13 protein-coding genes are annotated in these 20,533 nt (G+C 34.2%); 1 reads left to right on the plus strand and 12 read right to left on the minus strand.

Going from position 1 to position 20,533, the window contains the following annotated elements; translation table 11 throughout:
- Positions 1-21: 21 nt before the first annotated feature.
- On the minus strand, positions 22-6,219 hold the full coding sequence (locus MYRA21_RS18255) for a DUF11 domain-containing protein (RefSeq protein ID WP_039330252.1): 6,198 nt from the start codon (positions 6,217-6,219) through the stop codon (positions 22-24).
- A 2,069-nt stretch (positions 6,220-8,288) separates the two neighbouring features.
- On the opposite strand from MYRA21_RS18255, the gene MYRA21_RS18260 reads away from it, so the two are divergent.
- On the plus strand, positions 8,289-9,542 hold the full coding sequence (locus tag MYRA21_RS18260) for a LuxR C-terminal-related transcriptional regulator (protein ID WP_006258512.1): 1,254 nt from the start codon (positions 8,289-8,291) through the stop codon (positions 9,540-9,542).
- 326 nt (positions 9,543-9,868) lie between these two features.
- Here MYRA21_RS18260 and hisIE read toward each other — a convergent pair whose 3' ends face one another.
- From hisIE to MYRA21_RS18315, 11 genes are all read right to left on the minus strand, one after another.
- Positions 9,869-10,465, minus strand: coding sequence for a bifunctional phosphoribosyl-AMP cyclohydrolase/phosphoribosyl-ATP diphosphatase HisIE (hisIE, locus tag MYRA21_RS18265; protein WP_006258513.1), 597 nt, complete (start codon positions 10,463-10,465; stop codon positions 9,869-9,871).
- A complete protein-coding gene (hisF, locus tag MYRA21_RS18270) occupies positions 10,462-11,214 on the minus strand; it encodes an imidazole glycerol phosphate synthase subunit HisF (RefSeq protein ID WP_039330255.1) in 753 nt (250 codons plus the stop codon). The genes hisIE and hisF overlap by 4 nt, the downstream gene beginning before the upstream one ends.
- Positions 11,208-11,921 (minus strand): 1-(5-phosphoribosyl)-5-[(5-phosphoribosylamino)methylideneamino]imidazole-4-carboxamide isomerase, encoded by a 714-nt coding sequence (gene hisA / locus MYRA21_RS18275; RefSeq protein ID WP_006258515.1) that lies wholly within the window; start codon positions 11,919-11,921, stop codon positions 11,208-11,210. Before hisA ends, hisF begins: the two co-directional genes overlap by 7 nt.
- Positions 11,918-12,499 carry an imidazole glycerol phosphate synthase subunit HisH gene (hisH, locus tag MYRA21_RS18280; RefSeq protein ID WP_006258516.1) on the minus strand — a complete coding sequence of 194 codons (582 nt, stop codon included), beginning with the start codon at positions 12,497-12,499 and terminating at the stop codon, positions 11,918-11,920. Before hisH ends, hisA begins: the two co-directional genes overlap by 4 nt.
- A complete protein-coding gene (gene hisB, locus MYRA21_RS18285; protein ID WP_039330257.1) occupies positions 12,496-13,587 on the minus strand; it encodes a bifunctional histidinol-phosphatase/imidazoleglycerol-phosphate dehydratase HisB in 1,092 nt (363 codons plus the stop codon). The genes hisH and hisB overlap by 4 nt, the downstream gene beginning before the upstream one ends.
- Positions 13,580-14,626, minus strand: coding sequence for a histidinol-phosphate transaminase (gene hisC, locus MYRA21_RS18290; RefSeq protein ID WP_039330259.1), 1,047 nt, complete (start codon positions 14,624-14,626; stop codon positions 13,580-13,582). Before hisC ends, hisB begins: the two co-directional genes overlap by 8 nt.
- Positions 14,619-15,908 carry a histidinol dehydrogenase gene (gene hisD / locus MYRA21_RS18295; protein WP_039330261.1) on the minus strand — a complete coding sequence of 430 codons (1,290 nt, stop codon included), beginning with the start codon at positions 15,906-15,908 and terminating at the stop codon, positions 14,619-14,621. Before hisD ends, hisC begins: the two co-directional genes overlap by 8 nt.
- Before the next feature lie 11 nt (positions 15,909-15,919).
- Positions 15,920-16,777, minus strand: coding sequence for an ATP phosphoribosyltransferase (hisG, locus tag MYRA21_RS18300; protein ID WP_006258520.1), 858 nt, complete (start codon positions 16,775-16,777; stop codon positions 15,920-15,922).
- 343 nt (positions 16,778-17,120) lie between these two features.
- On the minus strand, positions 17,121-18,407 hold the full coding sequence (locus MYRA21_RS18305; protein ID WP_016648965.1) for a DUF6051 family protein: 1,287 nt from the start codon (positions 18,405-18,407) through the stop codon (positions 17,121-17,123).
- Positions 18,408-18,515: 108 nt separating this feature from the next.
- Complete coding sequence (locus MYRA21_RS18310; RefSeq protein ID WP_016648964.1) at positions 18,516-18,986, minus strand: hypothetical protein; 471 nt, start codon at positions 18,984-18,986, stop codon at positions 18,516-18,518.
- A gap of 92 nt (positions 18,987-19,078) precedes the next feature.
- Positions 19,079-20,524, minus strand: coding sequence for an aminopeptidase P family protein (locus MYRA21_RS18315; protein WP_016648963.1), 1,446 nt, complete (start codon positions 20,522-20,524; stop codon positions 19,079-19,081).
- Positions 20,525-20,533: the final 9 nt, after the last annotated feature.

Here is a 20,533-nt window from a genome sequence, read left to right on the forward strand (position 1 = left end):
TATAAATATTGTTGTTTCTAATTATTTGATTTTGTGTGTGATATTCAAGTTTGTCTTGACAGAACAATTCTTCACATTCACTTTAACTGGGATACGTGGCCCTAATGGACAACCACTTCTAACATTCTGAATCCAGATGGTTTGTTCACCTTGTGACAATCCTTTTAAGTAGAATTCGAACGGAGTTACTTCTGTTAATTGGTCTGATCCTGTTTCTGAAGTATATATCTCATATGTAGTACAAGCATCTATCATAGATAACTTTAACATCCCATAATTACATACATCAATGACTTCATCTTCTTTTACTCCTGTACCAATCGTAGGTACAATATTCACATCATAGATACGTGTAAAATCTCCTAATACTCCTACAACACTACCATAAGAGATTTTTACTCTGTCATATGGTTGTTCATCATATGGAGCAACAATAACTTTATGCTTATTACCATATCCTAAACCTAATAACTTAAGTCCTAATACGTCCAATCCTCCTTCTAATTTAGGCCCTACTTTTTTATCACCCAAATAACGTTGGATACTATATCCCTTAATCAATTCTAAACTTAAAATAGGGTTACCTGGAATCTCTGTAATGATATGTAATTCATCACCAGGCATAGCTTGTTGCTTAAATACAACAGTCAATGAAGCTTCATTTAATACTGCTACTCCACGAGATATTAATGCATAAGTATCAGGTTTATTATCAACCGCATTCCAAGGGTTAGTAACTGAGGCAGTAGCACTTGCTACACCTAAACCAAGATCTTGTACCCCATGAAGTACATCTAATACACCTGAGTTTATGTTAGTCGCTACAGGTGCACAACTAATATTACCTGATTTAGAATAATATACTCCATATACTTTTGAGATTTGAGCAAGACCTAATAAAGAACCTTGAGAAACTCTAACTCCCTTAAATGCTTTTGGTTTACCAGAAGAAGTAGGAACAAATGTATACTCGATCACATTATCTGCTGCTAATAAATCAAGTAGTCCACCTTGTACCGATTTTAACGTTCCAATAGGTTTGTCATTTTCATCTAATCCCTGTACAGATAATCCTCCAGCTAACATTAAACCACTGTATTGTTTTCCTAACTTAATAGTCACAGGTGTTCCTGCAGGCACTACTTCATCAAAATATATGTTTTGCCATGTAGTACCTATTCCTAATAAACCTAACCCTGTTACTATTTCAGAATAAGTAGTAGGATTACCATCTATTGCGTTGGTTTTATTCGCAATTCCCCCAGTTATTATAGATCCCCAAGTTGTCTTGTCCTTTGCATAAACTCTTTCTATCTGAGGAGGACAATTGTTAGAATCTAATACAGTGATAATAATATTCTCCGCTGTAGAACATCCATTTAAGTCTGCTACTACAGTGTAAGTATAAATACCAGGTACAGCAAAAGTGATTTCTGTTTCATTAAATAACTCACCTTTTTCGTTATACCATGTTACTGTTCCATTCTTACTAGTCACTTTAGGTAACTTAATAGCGACATTTACTTTAGTGATAATTCTTTGATCACCTTCGATAGATAATTCAGCTGCTTCTTTTACCTTAACAGTGAAAGCGTCTGACTCTTGAGAATAGCAAATTCCATTAGAAACTATAACACTATAATCCCCTCCAGTATTAACTTCTATCGAATGGCCGAAACGAACTGGTTGTCCTTTTTCATCCTCAGCTTCGATTAATACACCATTAAGGAACCATTGATATTCAGTTGCTCCTTCTATAGTTGATAATGTAGTTAAAGTACCTTCACATATATCAGCTTGAGTACTTGACACAACAGGTTTCGCTGGACTTACTAAAGTTTTAACTTCTACTTCAGCTGGTGTTCCATTAAAACAATACCCAAGTCCCTCTACAGTCACATAAAACTTAGTAGTACTCGCTATAGTTGTTTTGACTTCCTGACCTACTAATGGCATATCTGATAAATCAGCATTCTTATACCATTTAAATATTGGGTTCTTTAAATCTTTAGGGGCTAGATTTGTTAATGCTGCTTTTAATACAAATTCTGTATACGCACATACATCTGCTACCTGTTCTACAACAATGCTATTTTCAAAAATATCGTTACAATTACTAGCTAACTCAAATACAACTTCTTTTGTTTTAATTGTATTATCTGGTAATGTATAGATAGAAATGACCTTATTTGAAATTTTATTTGTTGTAGGTAATCCGATTACTTTAGTTCTAACTACGTAAGTTTCTTTTTGACCTACATTTAACTGAGCGATAACATAACTAATAGTACTGTTCTGAATCACACCTGATCCTACCTCTACAATTTCTATTTCTGAACCTAGAACATTACCTAGAACATCGTTAAGTAAAACATTTCTTAATGCTTTATTCCCTTTATTCTCTACTGAGATAGTATATGTTATCTCATCACCAAGCTGTGCTTGATTACTAATCTTTCCATTACTTGATCCTACTTTAGATAATTCGATATCATAAAGAGGGTCAACAACTAATACAGTACCCGGTTTTTCGCTTGTATTTGGGGCTTTAGGGTCTTTATTGTCAATAGCTGGATAAGTATTTACTCCTTTATCTGTCTCATCAACTTTTACTACCGCAATATTTCTAATTTGAGAAATCCCTTCTAAATCTGTATTTACTCTAGCTTTAAAACTAAATGTAACTACACCATCTACTACTAAAACATCTTCTTTTTTGAATGTAACTACACCATTACTGTGAGTCCCACCAGAAGTCCATGTTAACCCAGCAGGTAATCTGTCTTCTATTAATAAAGTCGGTACATCAGCAGCACCTACATTTTTAACATGAATAATATACTCTACTTCTTCTCCACCAGTAACTTTTTGAACTGTTGAATCACCATTCACTTTATAAGACTTCCAACTAACAAGATCTTGATTTAAAGATTGACAGCTTCTTTCTACGCTGTATAAATTAATTGGAGGAAACACAGATACATTTAACACACTCTTAAGTCCGATAGATATACGATCGTACTCAACACCAGGTGTGTATGGTAAATTAACTATATCTCCTTTATTAATTAAGTCTAAAACATTAATACCATTAATTAAACCACTAGATAAATCAAGCGTATTAACTACTTTATCTCCTAAATATGCTTTAATCTCTAATCTACCTAACACATTAAGATCTACTCCTCCTGACTCTGTTCTAAATTTGATATTAGTAACATCATCTTTATCAGAAACTGAGTTAAAGAATACCCACTGTTTTACACTTCCTGCCACATTAAGCGTTCCTAAACTAATACGTGAATAGTTAGTCGTATTAGAGTCTATAGCACGCTCTGGATACTCAACACCTGCTCCAGATAAATCATTAACTGTTAAGGCTAATCCAGTAAAGTCAAATGATGTAGCAAAAGCATCAACACAAGAATCAGCATTACCTTCATAACACATATTATACACATTCATAGAAGTAGCTGGGGCTAATATGCCTAATAAACTCTCGTTTCTATCTGTGATCTTAACTGATTTATAATCTTTAGTCGGTGTTATAGCTAAATAAGTGCGTCCTAGCTTATCACTTACCACTCTTATTTCTCCATTTTTGAATGTTGTTGCTATACCTCTACTGTTACCTTCTAACACAACACCATTCTCATCTTTCACTTCTATTTCGAAAAAATGATCACCTAAAACAATATTATTTAATAGTCCACTTACAATGTTACCTAAACTACCTCCTAATAAACCTTTTAATATCCCCTTATCATAATCAAAACGAATATAAGAGGTCGTACCAGCCTTCACAATGTGGTCATAACCAACTTCAACAAAACCAGCTCTTTTATTTCCTCCTAATAAAATTCCCGCATCAGAGTTAATCGTCGCGAATGAATCAAAATTCCCATTAAAAATATTAGAGATATCATCTACATACTTACTTCCTAACAACTCAGTAGCACATATAGAAGAAACAAAAGGGCTTTCGGTCATTGGATCAATACATACATCATTAATACGTTTCACATTATACAAACGAATAGCAGGTGTTACTCCAAGATTAAGTAATGTAACTGTAGAAATCTCAACTCTGTCAAAAGCTTCTACACTTGTATCAAAAACTAAAGACTGAACTCCACCAGACTGCAATAGACCTAATAAATCAAGGTTATTTAATAATCCCTGTTTCAAAGTAAACTCTTGTTTCTTAGTACTACCTAAGTAAGTAGTCACTTTATAAGAACCTAATAAATCTAATGAAAGTACACTATTAGGGTTAAACTGTACTCTCACTTCTAATTTATCACCATTAGAAGATGGTTTAGGAAAGTAAATAACTTGTTTTACTCCTGTACCTACAGCTAGAGTACCAGAACTAATCTCTGAATAATTAGATGAATTACCACTTATAGCATGATAAGGATTCTTAACACCTGCTTCATTTAAACTAGCAATACTCAAATTTAACCCTGCTTGATTATATGAAGTAAACTGAGCAGGATAACATGGATCTGAACCAATCTCACGACACATATTATATACCTTTAACATACGTTGTTCTCCTGTTGGTAATCCTGTTACTTTATTGGTTATACGTATACTATTATATTCAGTTGTTGGTGTAACTGCTAAATAATAGCGACCTATCTTATCCTGTACTAGTGATACTACTCCATTAGTAGTTCCTTCAAAACCACTTATACTTGAGCTTTTCGATACAGATACACCATTACTAAAGGCTTCTACTTCAAAATAGTGATCTCCTAACAATAAACCTGCAACACCATCAACTAGCTTGCCTAAAGTTCCTCCTAATAAAGCTTCTAATACATCTTTATCAGAATCAATTCGAATATAGGAAGTTGTATGCGCAGCTACTTTTTGGTTATATGCTAATTCTATCATTCCTGAAGAAGGTAAAGCAGACAATAAAGAACCATTATTAGCATATAAAGTAGCAAATGTTTCATTATTACCATCTATAGCATTTGTAACAAAATCAACATTTTTAAAATCCTTTAAAACTGTAGCACAAGCTGCTATATCAAAAGGAGATTCTGTCGGAGCAGGAACTATAATATTAGGATTAGGGCATTTAGCTGTATCAAAGCGTTCAATATCATAAATACGCAGTCCATCGCTTAACAACCCAACATTTAATGTATTGTTTGCTCTTAGTTCTATTCTGTCAAACGCTTTTCCCGGTGCAAATGTCAAAGTCTTTTTTCCAGGTGTCTTTAATAATCCTAAGAGATTTACACCATTAAGCAACCCTCCTTCTAGAGACTTAGTATATACTTCCTTATCTCCATTATATGCTCTTAATTCGATAGCGCTTAACAAATCTAAACTAAGTAATCCCTTTGGTGACTCTATGGTTAAATTAACAGTAGTAGCTTCATTAGAACTAGTAGGAAAATAAAAAAACTGAGAGATATACCCCCCAACTCCAACATTTACTGCACCATCCCTTTTTAACAAAGAATAAGTATTTTCTTTTCCATCTATAGCTTCATAGAATTTATTTTGTAATAAACCTCCTAATAAATCTATTTCAATACCTGCTGAATCAAATGAAGTTCCTATAGGTCTACTACAGCTCCCTCCATCTTCTTTTACATAATAAGTATCGTAAACATCTAATAACTTATCACCTGTTAAACCCAATAAAGCTGTACTACTATTACCTACAGTCATACGATCAAATGATTGATCTAACTGAAATGCAATCATGTACTCTCCATCCTTATCTTGGATTAATTTAGCCTGTTTAGTTCCAAAACCATCTACTGATTTTACTTCAAGAACTTTATTATTGCCATTATAAGCACTAACATCAAATCTGTGACTTCCTAACAATAGTTCATTCAAAAGGCCTGATAATAATTTACCTACTGAACCACCTAATAAACCATTAAGTAATTCATTGTTTTCCATCCCTATTTTTATATAGGTTTGTTTACCTTTTGGCACTGCATTAGGGAATTTGTACTCTAAGAATCCGCTCTTCTTACCTAGCATTAATGCACCTGGATGTGCATGTAGTGTACCTTTACTTGCCAAATTCCCATCAGTTGCATACCTAGGATTATCAACATTCTTATCACTTATAAGATCTGTTGCATAAATCTTAGTCTGCCCCAAGGACTGTACTAAAGGAACGAACAGGACGAGCAAAAGCAGTAACCTCTTCCATAGAGAAAAAGTAGTTTTTTGTTTCATTTGTTGTTTGTTAATTGTGTTTTATAAAATATTATTATGACCAGACTCCTATTGTGAGTTTAGAGCACAGATCATAATCATTACATTGAAGAGGATGTAAGATTAAAATTACGGGAGTAAAAACATCATACATGACTATTGTGAGTTATCATGTAATGTATTCCAGCTATTGTGAGTTGTGGAATAACAATTAAACGAAGAACTGAATTCGCGAAGAACAATTACTATCGAATAAAAGATTTACTTACTCTATAAGTCTCATCTTAACACCACTCCGTGACGAAGTTTTCAAAACCTAGTTTCAAAACCTTTTATACTTACTTCTTTCTTATTCCCATACTTACTTTTTCCATAAATGATAAAGATTAATTTATTAAGCTCCACTTCCACTCCACAGTGAAACTTAGAACTTATCTACTCGATAATTACTAATTCCTATGTACTACAACGAAACACAGTTCTCTGCTTGTTGCATTCACAGGCACAAAACGACTAGCTAGATATTAGGCTACAATTAATAAAATCTACAACTAGTAAATCACTATCTCACTCTCTACTACTTTCGCAGTACTAAATGTGAGTTTTTAATTAGAGCGAAATAACCGATGCTACTTATGCTATCTATTTTTATCAACCAATACCAAGTATTCAAATCGTTTTTGCTAATAAACTTCTTCTGTCATCCATAGGAAAACCTAAGGAATCAGATTTATAATAATTCGTTAGTAAGGGAATTTGTTTAGACATATAGCACTATCTCCACTCCTCTAAAAAAACTCCCTCAACTAAATGTACTATTAAAACATATTGAGGGAGCGTAACAGTTCTCCATTGTCCCCACAAAATCAGAACTGCTAATATTATCTAGATTCATTGGAACTATATCTCTTCCCAAATTCAAAAACAAAATTAGTCACTGCACGAGAGGTAGTGCCTATACTTAAGCATGGTTTTTATCATAAATAGAAGCCCAATACGGTTGTTAATAATCTTAAATTGATACTTTTAAAAAGTTTAAAAAGACGCCCTTAAAAACAATAAACAGCTAAAAAACAGATATTTAAAAACTTAAAATAGTACTAGTACCTAACTAATTTCAACGATTCTAAAAAACAGTATTTACCCATTATTTGCTACACCAAAAAATGTGAAACATCAACAATTCGAATGATACAATGTGATTTTAAAAAATGTAAAATAGTGTCAAAATAGTCTAGGTTACGCTATATATAAAAGATTCTTAAAACCTAAAAAGTCTTAAAATAGAATCGATAATACGATATATGATTTTTATAATAATCTAGATAAATAGTGCAATCAACGTACCTTCAGTAGTTAGAAGTTGACTATTACTTTAATATATTTTACAGAATAATATGTTATAAAACTAAAAGGAAACAGATCACTAAAACACTCTAAAAATTAATACTTTCCTAGCCTAGTCTATATTTAAGATATCATAACTTAAGCTCACTTTTAACAACAGCCTTAGTCTAACTGTTAATAAATGTCATTAGTCTTATAAAACCTTCCTCTATTCGCATAACACACTAATTCACAAATGTCTTAAACAGATAAATAGGGTAATTATTTAACAAAGAACTATACTTTGTTATAGTACATATTACAGCTTTTCACTCTATATTGCTTAGTCAAAACAAAACAACAATAAACATGAGAAAAGAACAACAACAACCTAAAAACAAAGAGGTTACACTAAAATCAATTCTCTTAGATGTATTCAAAATCAAATACATAACACCACCTATTAGAAGCTATACTTCTAAAATATTTAACAATTACAGAAAAGAAAATTTAGAGATCAATATATCTTTTAAGTACTAAAAAACACTTAGTATATCACATATAGTTTGTTTTACGCTAGTATTATTCACCACTCTATCCTTAACTAATACTAACAGTACACTAACTATATAGACTTTCTCACTATCAAAGTCAAAAATTGCTATTATAGAAAAGTACAGATGTCTACTGTTTTGGGCTAAGACAGCAGCTATCCCCTCGTACTCTATTCTATGGTATTGATTATTTATTGTTAAAAAATTAAAATGGATTCGAAAAAAAAACAACAATATACCCATATAGGATTGATTCCTATATCGGTAATACTGAGTTATGTCCTTATAACTTGGCTACTTACTTTATTCATTAATATAAAGGATATAGTACTCACCTACACCTCATATACCCTATTTGATATAGCTCCAAAAATGCTTCAGAATATTGGATTGGGTCAGCTATCTATCTTTCAAAGCACTATAAGCATTAATAACTTCAGCGGTGTACAACTACACCATGAAATGACATCCTATATAGATCTACCTATCAACTATTTTGTATCAGGTATATTCTATGGTATGGCTTTCTTAGGATTAATAGCTAGTTTTATTATCTACCAAATCTTTAAAGAACGTAAGTGGATTAGTTATTTATCTATACAGTTACTTATTACACTTTGTTTTATAACAGGTGATATCCTAAACCTATTTCATATTCATTTACAAGCAGTTGAATCTTTTTTAAAAGCAACTATTCTTTCTTCCTCTATCATTTTTACAGGTATGTTACTATCTACATACTACCCATTCGGAACGAAGAGATTTATGTATAAAAATGAATTAAAATTATATTCTCTTACCTCTATCATAGCCATTGTATTATACTTCTCTAGCTATCTATATGGAGGCAAACATTCAGTAGTATTGGACATTACTGTTTTAGTATTCTTTATTTTTGTACAATTAACTAAAAGGAATTTAAAACACAGAAAGCAATACTATCTTTATGTAGCTTTTTTAATATCATTGTGTATTCTGTTAGGACTGAGCTTTATCAATCTAGAAATAGATGACCCTATCACTATTCAGAATCACGCTATGCCAAACTTAAAGCTATATGTATCAGCGATTATCGTATTGAGTATTATTAATAACTATGTGCTAGTCAGAAAAAACCAAAAACACAATGTACGCAACCGTGTTTTTATGTTTCAATATGTATTAATGCTGAAGAATTACCATAAACTGCTAGTTCATGAAAAGAATACACAAACTCTAAAACAACCTGATACTATTACACTTAAGGATCATCAAGGAGACTTGTCTTATCATTTAAAGAACAATTATAAACTAACGGAGAGAGAAGTAGATGTACTCTACCTCATCTGGGATGGACTGACTAATAAAGAGATAGCACATGAATTGAGTATAACGATAAGTACGACTAAATATCATATTAGTAATATATATCTGAAGTTAAATGTAAACTCGCGTTCACAGGTATTTGCATTAAAAGATTGGTAGCATACTTCAGTTACTTTTCTATTACTAATGTAGCACTTAAAGTAGGGATGAGTCCGTAGTGAGTCCGTTATGAGTCCATACTGACTCCGTTAATTCATACAAAATAACGGACTGAACACGAACTTATTGACCTCTTACTAGTTGTCATCCAAAAGGAAACAGCTAGTCAATATAAATTAAACAAAAACAGACTTGATCATAAATGACAAGTCTGTTTTGTTTTGACATATAGCTTATCAAAATTCGCATATTTAGAAAATATTTTTTTCTAAACCGAAATATTAGAATTTTAAAACAAGACTATATATCACTACATATAGGGATAGTTATTTAAGGTGTCTTTCTTTTAAAACAGATTCTATATCACTTAGAGTAAATCCTTTTGCTTTTAATAAAATAAGGTAGTGATATAATAAGTCTGCTGCTTCATTCTTAAAAAGAGTATCATTATCGTCTTTGGCTTCGATAACTAACTCCACTGCTTCTTCTCCTACTTTTTGAGCAACTTTATTGATTCCTCTCTTAAATAGTTGATTGGTATAAGATGATTCTACATTGTTATCAATACGCTCACTGATGATATTCTCTAAGATGTAAACAAAACCTTTATCACAAATCTCTCCAAAGCACGAAGTACTTCCTGTATGGCAAGTAGCTCCAATAGCTTCTACTTTTATCAATAGACAGTCTCTATCACAGTCAGTCAAAATCTCTTTTACTAGTAAATAATTACCTGAAGTTTCTCCTTTAGTCCAGAGTCTATTTTTAGTACGGCTATAGAACGTTACTTTACCTTCTGTAATCGTCTGTTGATAGGCTTCTTCATTCATATAGCCTTGCATCAATACCTGCATGGAATCCTTATCTTGAATAATCACAGGTACTAACCCGTTGCCTTTATTAAAATCTATATCTAGTTTCATCTTACACTTATATTATTTGTTTTTAATATTTGCTTTAACTCTGGTATACTTATTTCTCCATAGTGAAATATACTAGCCGCTAACGCACCTGTCGCTTGCGTCTGAGTAAACACTTGTGCAAAGTGATCTATACTCCCAGCACCACCAGATGCTATCACGGGTATATTTACCGTTTTAGCTACCTCAGCTGTAATATCCAGTGCAAAGCCCGCTTTCGTACCGTCATTATTCATTGAGGTTAACAGTATCTCACCTGCTCCTAAACTAGCTACTTGCTTTGCCCAGTCTATAGTCTTTAACTTAGTCTTGATACGCCCTCCTGCACTGTATACCCACCATTCACCCTCTTCGTACTTCGTGTCTATCGCTACTACTGCACATTGACTCCCCAATGCCTGAGCGATCTCCTGTATTAGCTCAGGTCTCTTGATAGCAGCTGAATTGACACTTACTTTATCTGCGCCTGCTCTCACTAAATCTATTGCTTGTTCTCTAGTACTAATCCCACCACCTACGGTAAAAGGGATATTAATCTGACTCGCAATCTCATTGACTAAACTGATCAGCGTCTTCCTATTCTCTATCGTAGCTGTAATATCCAGAAAGACTAATTCGTCTGCGCCCTCTACCACATAGCGTTTTGCCAACGCTATAGGATCACCAGCTCGCTGTATATCAACGAAGTTAACCCCTTTGACTACCTCACCATTCTGAATATCCATACACGCTATTACTCTCTTCTTTAGCATAATTCACTCAACTCTTTTAATGTTATTCTTCCTTCATAGATCGCTTTTCCGATGATCACTCCTTCACAACCTATCTCTTTTAGCTTGTATAATTCTGCTACCGTAGTTAATCCTCCACTAGCGATCAGTTTCACCTCAGTATTCGTTATAATCTCTTTATACAACTCAATAGCAGGTCCGTTTAGCATTCCATCTTTTTCTATATCAGTGACTATGGTATAGGATACTCCTCTCTGCTCATACGATTGGATAAACTCTAGCACATCTGTATCCGCAGAGTCTAACCACCCTTGGGTCATAATCTTGCGCTGTTTACAGTCTGCTCCTAATATAATCTGCTCACTTCCGTATCGCTCTAACCATGTTAAGAATAGCTCAGGCTTAGTCGCCGCTATACTTCCTACAGTCACTTGCTTAGCTCCACTGTTAAAGGCAGTGATGATATCCGAGTCATTCTTAATACCTCCACCAAAATCTATCTGTAGATTGGTCTGAGTAGCTATCTCTTCTAATACCTTAGCATTCATTATTTGGCTTGACTTAGCGCCGTCTAGATCCACTACGTGTAAATACTTAATTCCTGCATCTTCAAACTGCTTCGCTACCTCTACTGGACTTGTATTATACACTTTAGAGGTATTATAATCTCCTTTTGATAGTCGAACACACTGTCCGTCTATTATATCTATCGCTGGTATGATTCTCATAATTCTAAAAAATTCTTCAATAATAGTTCTCCTACTTTACCTGACTTCTCAGGGTGAAACTGTACTGCATAAAAATTACCTTTAGCTAAAGCAGCCGAAAAGGGCACGATATAATTATTAACAGCAATAGTATCCTTAGATAAAGTAGCATAATAACTGTGTACAAAGTAGAAATCATCTAGCTCTTCAATCCCTTTAAACAAGGTCTCTTCTTCTATCATATCACAATTATTCCATCCCATATGAGGAACAATATCTGTGGCAGGAAAAAGCTTTACTTCATTGTCAAAGACACCTAATCCTACTACATTCCCTTCTTCACTAGAATTGCACAACAATTGCATTCCTAAACATATCCCTAGTATAGGCTGTTTTAAACTTACGATAACCTTATCCAATCCTTTATCTACTAAATACCTCATCGCAGAAGAAGCCTCTCCTACTCCTGGAAAAATCACTTTATCCGCAGAGGTAAGTATCGCTACATCATCTGTGACTATGGTCTGATACCCTAGTCGTTCTATAGCATTCTGTACAGACTGTACATTTCCTGCATTGTATTTTAAGATTGCGATCATAGTATGCCTTTAGTACTTGGTATATTATAGTTCTCCGTTTTACTTACTGCCATCTTTATTGCTTTAGCAAAGGCTTTAAAGATCGACTCTATCTTGTGGTGCTCATTGTCACCTTCTACCTTTATATTCAGGTTGCAACTCGCTGCATCAGCAAAAGATTTAAAGAAGTGATAGAACATCTCTGTTGGCATATCTCCTACTTTCTCTCTCTTAAACTCTGCGTCCCACATCAGCCATGCTCTCCCTCCAAAGTCTATAGCTACCTGAGCTAAACACTCATCCATCGGTAGTAAAAAGCCATATCTCTCTATGCCTTTCTTATTGCCTAAGGCACGCTTAAACGCAGAACCTAGTGCAATAGCTGTATCTTCTATTGTGTGGTGCTCATCTACTTGTAAGTCACCTTTGACTTTTATCTTTAAACCTATATTACCATGTCTATTGACTTGTTCTAACATATGATCAAAGAATCCTAAACCTGTCTCGATAACACAGTCTTTAGCGCTGTCTAGATTCACTTCTATATCAATCGTAGTCTCATTCGTCTTTCTGTATTCTTTACCTATACGGGGTTGTTGCTTTAAGAACTGATAGATCTCCTGCCAATCTATTGTGCTCAATGTGGCACGCTCATCTGCAACTTCATTGATATAAATAACTTTGCTTCCTAAGTTCTCTGCTAACTGTATATCTGTCAACCTATCGCCTAAGACATAAGAGTTCGTTAAATCATAATCTCCATAGACATACTTACCTAACATTCCTAATCCAGGTTTACGCGTAGGTTTATTTTCATAGTCAAAAGAGTTATCTACATAAATATCTGTAAATGTCACTCCCTCTCCTGCTAGTGTATCCAATATAAAGTTCTGCACAGGCCAAAAGGTATCTTCTGGAAATGAAGCAGTTCCTAGCCCATCTTGATTACTAACTAAAACTAAAGTGTAATCTAACTCTCTCGCTATCTTAGACAAACTAGAAATAGCCTTAGGTAAGAATACCAACTTCTCAAAACTATCAATCTGAAAGTCTTCAGGTTCTTTAATAATAGTTCCGTCTCTATCAATAAATAATACTTTCTTACTCACGATCTATTGTTTTTAATGCAGTTATTAATTGGTTATTTTCCTCTGGTGTACCTATCGAAATACGCAAAGTATTCTCTACGACCTTACTTCTATTTCTCACGATAATTTGCTTATTAATCAAGGCTTCATATACCTTATCCGCATTACCAAATTCAACTAATAGATAATTAGTCTGTGAGGGACATACTCTCTTCACAATAGAAAGTTGCTTCAACTCTTGGATGAGTTTCTCTCTTTCCTCGATAAGTAGCTTTATCCTTTGTTGAAATCCCTCTGTATCTTGTAGTTGCTTTATAGCTTCTTCTTGTGTTACACTACTTAGATTATAAGGAGATTTTACCTTGTTAAAATAAGAGATTAACTCCTCACTCATCCATGCCATACCGATGCGAAGTCCTGCCATTCCCCATCCCTTAGAAAGAGTCTGTAGAACAATAAGATTGTTATACTTCACTAACTCCTCTAACCAAGAAGGCTCATTGCTAAAGTCTATATAAGCTTCGTCTATAATGACTATCCCTTTAAATCTCGTTAATAATGCTGTGATACTGTTTCTATCTAATAGATTACCCGTAGGATTATTAGGCGAACAGATAAACATCAGCTTCACAGTAGGGTCTTCTAAATAAGGTTCTACTACTGCTAGTTCTAAATCAAATGCATCATCTAGAGGAAGTGTGATTAACTCAACAGCGTTAATATTAGCATATACTTCATACATCCCATAAGTAGGGGTAAATACGATAGCTTTATCCTTACTAGGTTCACAGAATATTCGATAGGCTAAATCAATCGCTTCATCACTTCCGTTACCTAAAAATAATTGGTCTGGGTTTCCTCCTTTTATCTGACTAATGGTTTTCTTTAACTCTACTTGATATGGATCAGGATAGCGATTCACTATACCATACGGATTCTCATTTGCATCTAAGAATATTCCTATATCACCTTTGTACTCATCCCGTGCACTTGTATAAGGGGATAAAACCTTAATATTAGGGCGAACTAATTCGTTTATACTTATTTTATTATTACTCATTGCTTAGTTTTTTAAGGCGAATACTAACAGCATTTTTATGAGCGATTAACTCTTCTGCCTCTGCCATTACTTCAATTGTTTTACCTATGTTCTTTAGTCCTTGTTTCGTTAACTTTTGAAAAGTAACCTTCTTTACAAAGCTGTCTACCGATACGCCACTATAGCTCTTAGCATAGCCATTAGTAGGTAGGGTGTGATTCGTACCACTCGCATAATCACCAGCACTCTCACAAGAATAAGCACCTAAGAATACAGAACCTGCATTGATCACTAAGTCTATATACTTCTCAGCATTCTCTATATTTAAGATTAAGTGTTCAGGCGCATAAGCATTGCTAAAAGCAATACATTCTTCTATAGTCGATAATTCTATCATCAAGCTATTATTAAGCGTCTGTTTCGCTAAGTCTCTTCGAGGTAGTTCCTCAAGCTGTTTCTCCAATGCCTCAGCTACTTCACTTATCTTCTGCTTCGTTGTGGTCACAAAGACTACTTGACTATCTGTTCCGTGCTCCGCCTGTGATAATAGATCTGCTGCTATATAATCTGCATCAGCCTCTTGATCTGCAACGACTAAGACCTCACTTGGCCCTGCTGGCATATCGATAGCTATGCCTTGTGCCTGTACTAACTCTTTAGCCTTAGTTACATATTGATTACCAGGGCCAAATATCTTATAGACTTGAGGCACTGTCTCTGTACCATACGCCATGGCAGCAATAGCTTGTGCTCCACCAATCTTAAAGATAGTCTCTATACCTAGGTACTGCGCAGCATAAAGAACTACCTCATTTACTTTGCCTTGTTTATTACACGGTGTACACAATACTAATTCTTTACAACCTGCTAGTTGAGCAGGAATAGTTAACATTAATAATGTGGAGAATAACGGAGCTGTACCACCCGGTATATAAAGCCCTACCTTCTCTATTCCTACACTCTTTCTCCAGCAAGTCACTCCTTCTGTCGTCTCTACTTTATCTTCTGTAGATAACTGAGACTGGTGAAACGTTCTGATATTCGATGCAGCTATAGCTATAGCATCTTTGATATCCTGATTAACTAAAGTAGCGGCTTCTTCTATCTCCTGTCTACTTACTCTGAAGTCTGTTAACTGTACTCCATCAAATAATGAAGTATAATTCTGAATAGCCTGATCTCCTCTTTCTTTAACTTGTTTGAGTACTGTACTGATACTCTCATTTAGACTTTCTGTTGTGATAATAGGACGCTTTGTTAACCCTATCCATTCTTCTCTTGCAGGTTTATATACTGTTATCATAGCTTCTTATTTTAGTAAATCATTTTTTCTATCGGAGCTACTAGAATTCCCTCTGCTCCTAAGGCTTTTAACTCGTCGATGATATCCCAGAATTGGTCTTCTTGGATAACAGAGTGTAGACTACTCCAACCTTCATCTGCTAAGGGTAAAACAGTAGGACTCTTCATCCCTGGTAGTATAGAGATGATCTGTTCTAACTTATCATTAGGAGCATTTAATAAAATATACTTGCGTTCCTTAGCATTTAAAACAGACTTAATTCTAAACAAGAGTTTGTCTAATAAGACTTGTTTCTCCTCTCCTAAAGCTTGGTTGCTAATTAAGACTGCTTGGCTGTCTAGCACCTTGTCTACTTCTTTAAGTCCATTAGACATTAGCGTAGATCCACTACTCACGATATCGCATACCCCATTAGCTAGCCCTATGCTAGGTGCTATTTCCACACTTCCTGAGATAAACTCTATAGAAGCATTCACGCCTTGTTGTTTTAAGTATTTTTCTAGGATAAAGGGATAAGAAGTTGCAATCTTTTTGCCTTCAAAGTAAGTAATACCAGTATAGTCAACTTCTTTAGATACAGCTAAACTCAATCTACAACTACCAAAGCCTAGGTATTCTAATACCTTAACAGGTAGATTAGCCTCTAAGTACACATTCTCTCCTACAATACCGATATCAGCTACTTGTTGTTCTACATATTTCGTTACATCATCATCACGCAAGAACAGTACTTCGATAGGGAAGTTCTTACTTTCGGCAATTAGTTTACCACCACCATTAGGAAACTTAATGCCACATTCTTTTAATAATTCTAGGGATTTCTCACTAAGACGTCCACTTTTTTGGATTGCAATTTTTAATTTACTCATATTATTTTTTGATTAAAATGTTCGAGTAAACCGATAGGAAGTATCAAATAGCAATACGCTTAAAAACAAAAAATCCCGTCTGATTTACTCAAACGGGATAATTAGATATTTTGGATTCAAATACACCATATCATTACCAGCTCGTAAGAGTACAAGTAGAATGATGATGATGATGTAATTGACTTGGATACATGTCTTTTTTGTTTATTTGATAAGTCAAATGTATATATAATTTTAATACACTTGGTTAATTATTTTTATTTATTTCTTATACTTTTCAAATATCGCCTATTTAAAACAGCTTTCAAACTCAATGAGAGCAAGCCTTTTAACCTATTAATAACTACAGATAAAAATTAGCCATTTTAGCCATTGTTAGATTAAAATGAGTATCCACTTCTTCTGCATTCTTGATTGTTAAAGGGAAAGGAACCATATGACTATAGGAGAAAGGATAGTCTAAAATATCCACTCCAATAGGCACATCTCTATACGGTCCTTTTAGCATATTTAAAGCTTCTACAGCAGGAGCTACCTCATCATTTTTAAGGTTGACAGAGTAGATTTGATTCTCTAATTCTTTTAAGCGTTCTTCTCTTTCTTCTTGGTGATGATTGTAACGAAGCATTGTTTTAAACCAACTCTCCCCTGGGTGTAATTCTTTGGATTGATAGTGATTTAGACGAGGTTCTGCTATAAACTTAGTTGTCAGTAATTGAGCAAAGACTTTTTGCATCATAATAGTTGCTTTTCCATCCATAATATACTTCGATACTGGGAACATACGATCAATAGTCATTCCTCCACAGAAGCAAACTAACTTAGCATTATTCAATATGCCATTAGGATTCGCCATCAGAATAATAATAGATAAAAACGAGCCTATAGAATATCCAAACAAATCAATAGAAGCTGTTTTAGAAAGACTCGGGAACTTACCTTCTCTTAGTTGAGTCTCCCATTGTATAAAATCGTAATATGTCTGTAATCCAGACCAAAACATACGTTGTGGATTAGCCTCCATACGTGTACTCAATGCTGCATTAACATAACTCGTATCTGAATTCTCTTGCCAATGCATCGCTCTCTTCTGAGCCACCTCAAACATCAGTTTTCGATCAGACCATTCAAGAGGTGCTCTATCCATGTGAAAGCTTATAGGAAACAAGACTACAGCCTTTTTAGTACGTTTTGCTAACTCATATGCCCAAGGTAGATACTTATCCCACTTCTTCTCATTTAAGCCGTGAAACATGACTATAGTCTCTTCTGAAACCTCTTGCTCTAATGTCTTTAAAACAATAATCTTAAACTTCTTATTCTCCTCTACACTATAATCAGAAATATCTAATAGATGATCTGTGTCTGTAATCAGCTTACAAAAAGTATCTTCAAAACTCTCGTGATGTTCATCACAATACAATTTATCTGAACCACATAGTACATTAGCTGCTTGTGTAGATTCAAAATCGTATTTAAAGAATTCAATACCTAGTTCTTCACTTTTTATATAGTCATCTTCTGTATTAAAAAGCTTTTTGAGTTGATCGTGTAATTGGTAGTAATGCATGGCGTTAGGATTAGGTTGATTTAAAATACTATGTATGCATAGTATTAACGCAATAACCATTGACATTATTACACAAATCAGACATTATTAATATATAATTATTTTGAACTACTACTTGTATTTATTATATCACCAATCGTTATTTCAATTAATTATAGAAAATATAATCTACTTTTTATAAGACAGACCTGATATACTACTTGCACTTCTAGGATCATATACAGACCATAAAGTTCCCCACTCAAAAGCGATACTCCACTGAGGATAAGGTGAATTCTTTTTCTTTCCTTTCTCCCCTGACAGTTTACGCATAAAAGAATTATTGCGTTCAAAGACTTCCATCTCCTTCTTTTCTGACCAATCATCCCAAGTCTTAGCATCTCTGTCATCGCTAGTGTATATATACATACTCTCTAAGCTATCTCCAAAGAAGCAAATACTAATCCGAACTTGATACCCTTCCCAATCAAAATGATTAAAACCATACCAGAAATATCCTGTATTAACATCTCTAAAGCTATCATATTTAGCCTTGTAATAGTCTGTTTGTTTTAATTCTTCTAACTGCATTCCCTTATACAGTCTACAATTAAATTCTTCTAAAAATATACTGCCATTTGTTTTATCTAACATCCCCATGTGTACACTTATTAAACATTTATACTTCTATATAAAAAGCCGATAAGTTCATTAGTACTTATCGGCTTCATATTAAATATAAAAATAGCTTCTTAGTAATTAGATTTATAATCTTCTATCTCCGCAACAGTTCTGATTAACTCTGGCCCTAAATATTGATAACCATTGTCTTTAATCAAGAAGTTGTCCTCAATACGGATACCTCCAAAGTGAGCGAACTGTTTTACCTTGTCATAATTAATAAACTCTGCATATTTTTTCTCTGCCTCCCACATCTCGATTAGCTCTGGAATAAAGTAAATACCTGGCTCTACAGTTAGTACATGTCCTGCTTTTAGCTCTTTTCCTAAACGCAATGATTTAATACCAAACTGCTTCGTATCCTTAGGGTCTTCTGCTGTATATCCTACATACTGTTCTCCTAAATCTTCCATATCATGTACATCAAGTCCCATCATATGCCCTAATCCACACTGGAAGAACATCGTATGCGCATGATTAGCTACAGCATCTTGTGCATTTCCTTTCATAAATCCTAAGTCGATTAACCCTTCTGCTAATATCTCACAGGCTTTTAGGTGTACATTTTTATACTTCACGCCTGCTTTTAACTCTGCCTTAGCTCCTTCAAAAGAATTAAGAACTACATTGTAAAGATCACGTTGTTCTGGTGTGAAAGTCTTATCTACAGGATATGTACGCGTCAAGTCAGATGCGTACCCCATTGGCGTCTCACAACCAGAGTCATTTAACAATAACTTACCCGACTGTAAAGTATTCATCTTATAATGATTGTGTAAAATACCTCCGTTGATTGTCACAATAGAGTTATAAGCTAACTCACAGTTATGACTCCCTGCCACATTTTGAATAGCACTCACGATCTCATACTCCTTCACTCCAGGCTTAGCCATACGCATAGCCAATAAGTGCATCTGATTAGATACTTTTAGTGCTTCTTCTATCTGTACTATTTCTTGTGCTTCTTTGATTTCTCGTTGTGCTACGATAGCTTGAATCATCGGCACAGATGGTTTAAAGTCTACTATAGAAATATGTAGTAACTCACTTAATAAAATCTTGTTGAATGATTGGTAAGGAGGTAGGTAGTGAATATTTCTTTTCACGCTCATAGCAGTCGCTAAATAAATAGCTAATTCTGCATAAGGTCTTGTCTCTACTACACCTGCTTTCTCACATTTTTCTTTTAAAGTCTCTTGACGTCCCATCCATACAATAGCATCCATAGACATCTCATCTCCAAATACGATTGTCTTATGCTCATCTAAATCAATGATAGCAGCTAAGTGTGGTTGTTGGATACCAAAGTAGTACAAAAACGTACTATCCTGTCTGAAATGTGAAGCATTGTCAGCAAAGTTGATTGGATTCTCTATATTTCCTAAAAACAATAAGATTCCCTTTGCTTGAATATTTTGTTGAAGAACTTCTCTTCTTCTCTTATAAGTTTCTGTATTAAACATGGTATTGTTGGTTTGATCCTCCCAAGGTAACAACTTTGTCTGATATATACTCACAAATTGAGT

The organism is Myroides sp. A21 (assembly GCF_000807225.1).
Lineage (GTDB): Bacteria > Bacteroidota > Bacteroidia > Flavobacteriales > Flavobacteriaceae > Flavobacterium > Flavobacterium odoratimimum.

Excerpts from the sequence above, each read along its gene's own strand:
- MYRA21_RS18255 (WP_039330252.1), bottom strand. The coding sequence starts at position 6,219 with ATGAAACAAAAAACTACTTTTTCTCTATGGAAGAGGTTACTGCTTTTG.
- MYRA21_RS18260 (WP_006258512.1), top strand. The coding sequence starts at position 8,289 with ATGGATTCGAAAAAAAAACAACAATATACCCATATAGGATTGATTCCT.
- hisIE (WP_006258513.1), bottom strand. The coding sequence starts at position 10,465 with ATGAAACTAGATATAGATTTTAATAAAGGCAACGGGTTAGTACCTGTG.
- hisF (WP_039330255.1), bottom strand. The coding sequence starts at position 11,214 with ATGCTAAAGAAGAGAGTAATAGCGTGTATGGATATTCAGAATGGTGAG.
- hisA (WP_006258515.1), bottom strand. The coding sequence starts at position 11,921 with ATGAGAATCATACCAGCGATAGATATAATAGACGGACAGTGTGTTCGA.
- hisH (WP_006258516.1), bottom strand. The coding sequence starts at position 12,499 with ATGATCGCAATCTTAAAATACAATGCAGGAAATGTACAGTCTGTACAG.
- hisC (WP_039330259.1), bottom strand. The coding sequence starts at position 14,626 with ATGAGTAATAATAAAATAAGTATAAACGAATTAGTTCGCCCTAATATT.
- hisD (WP_039330261.1), bottom strand. The coding sequence starts at position 15,908 with ATGATAACAGTATATAAACCTGCAAGAGAAGAATGGATAGGGTTAACA.
- hisG (WP_006258520.1), bottom strand. The coding sequence starts at position 16,777 with ATGAGTAAATTAAAAATTGCAATCCAAAAAAGTGGACGTCTTAGTGAG.
- MYRA21_RS18305 (WP_016648965.1), bottom strand. The coding sequence starts at position 18,407 with ATGGTTATTGCGTTAATACTATGCATACATAGTATTTTAAATCAACCT.
- MYRA21_RS18310 (WP_016648964.1), bottom strand. The coding sequence starts at position 18,986 with ATGGGGATGTTAGATAAAACAAATGGCAGTATATTTTTAGAAGAATTT.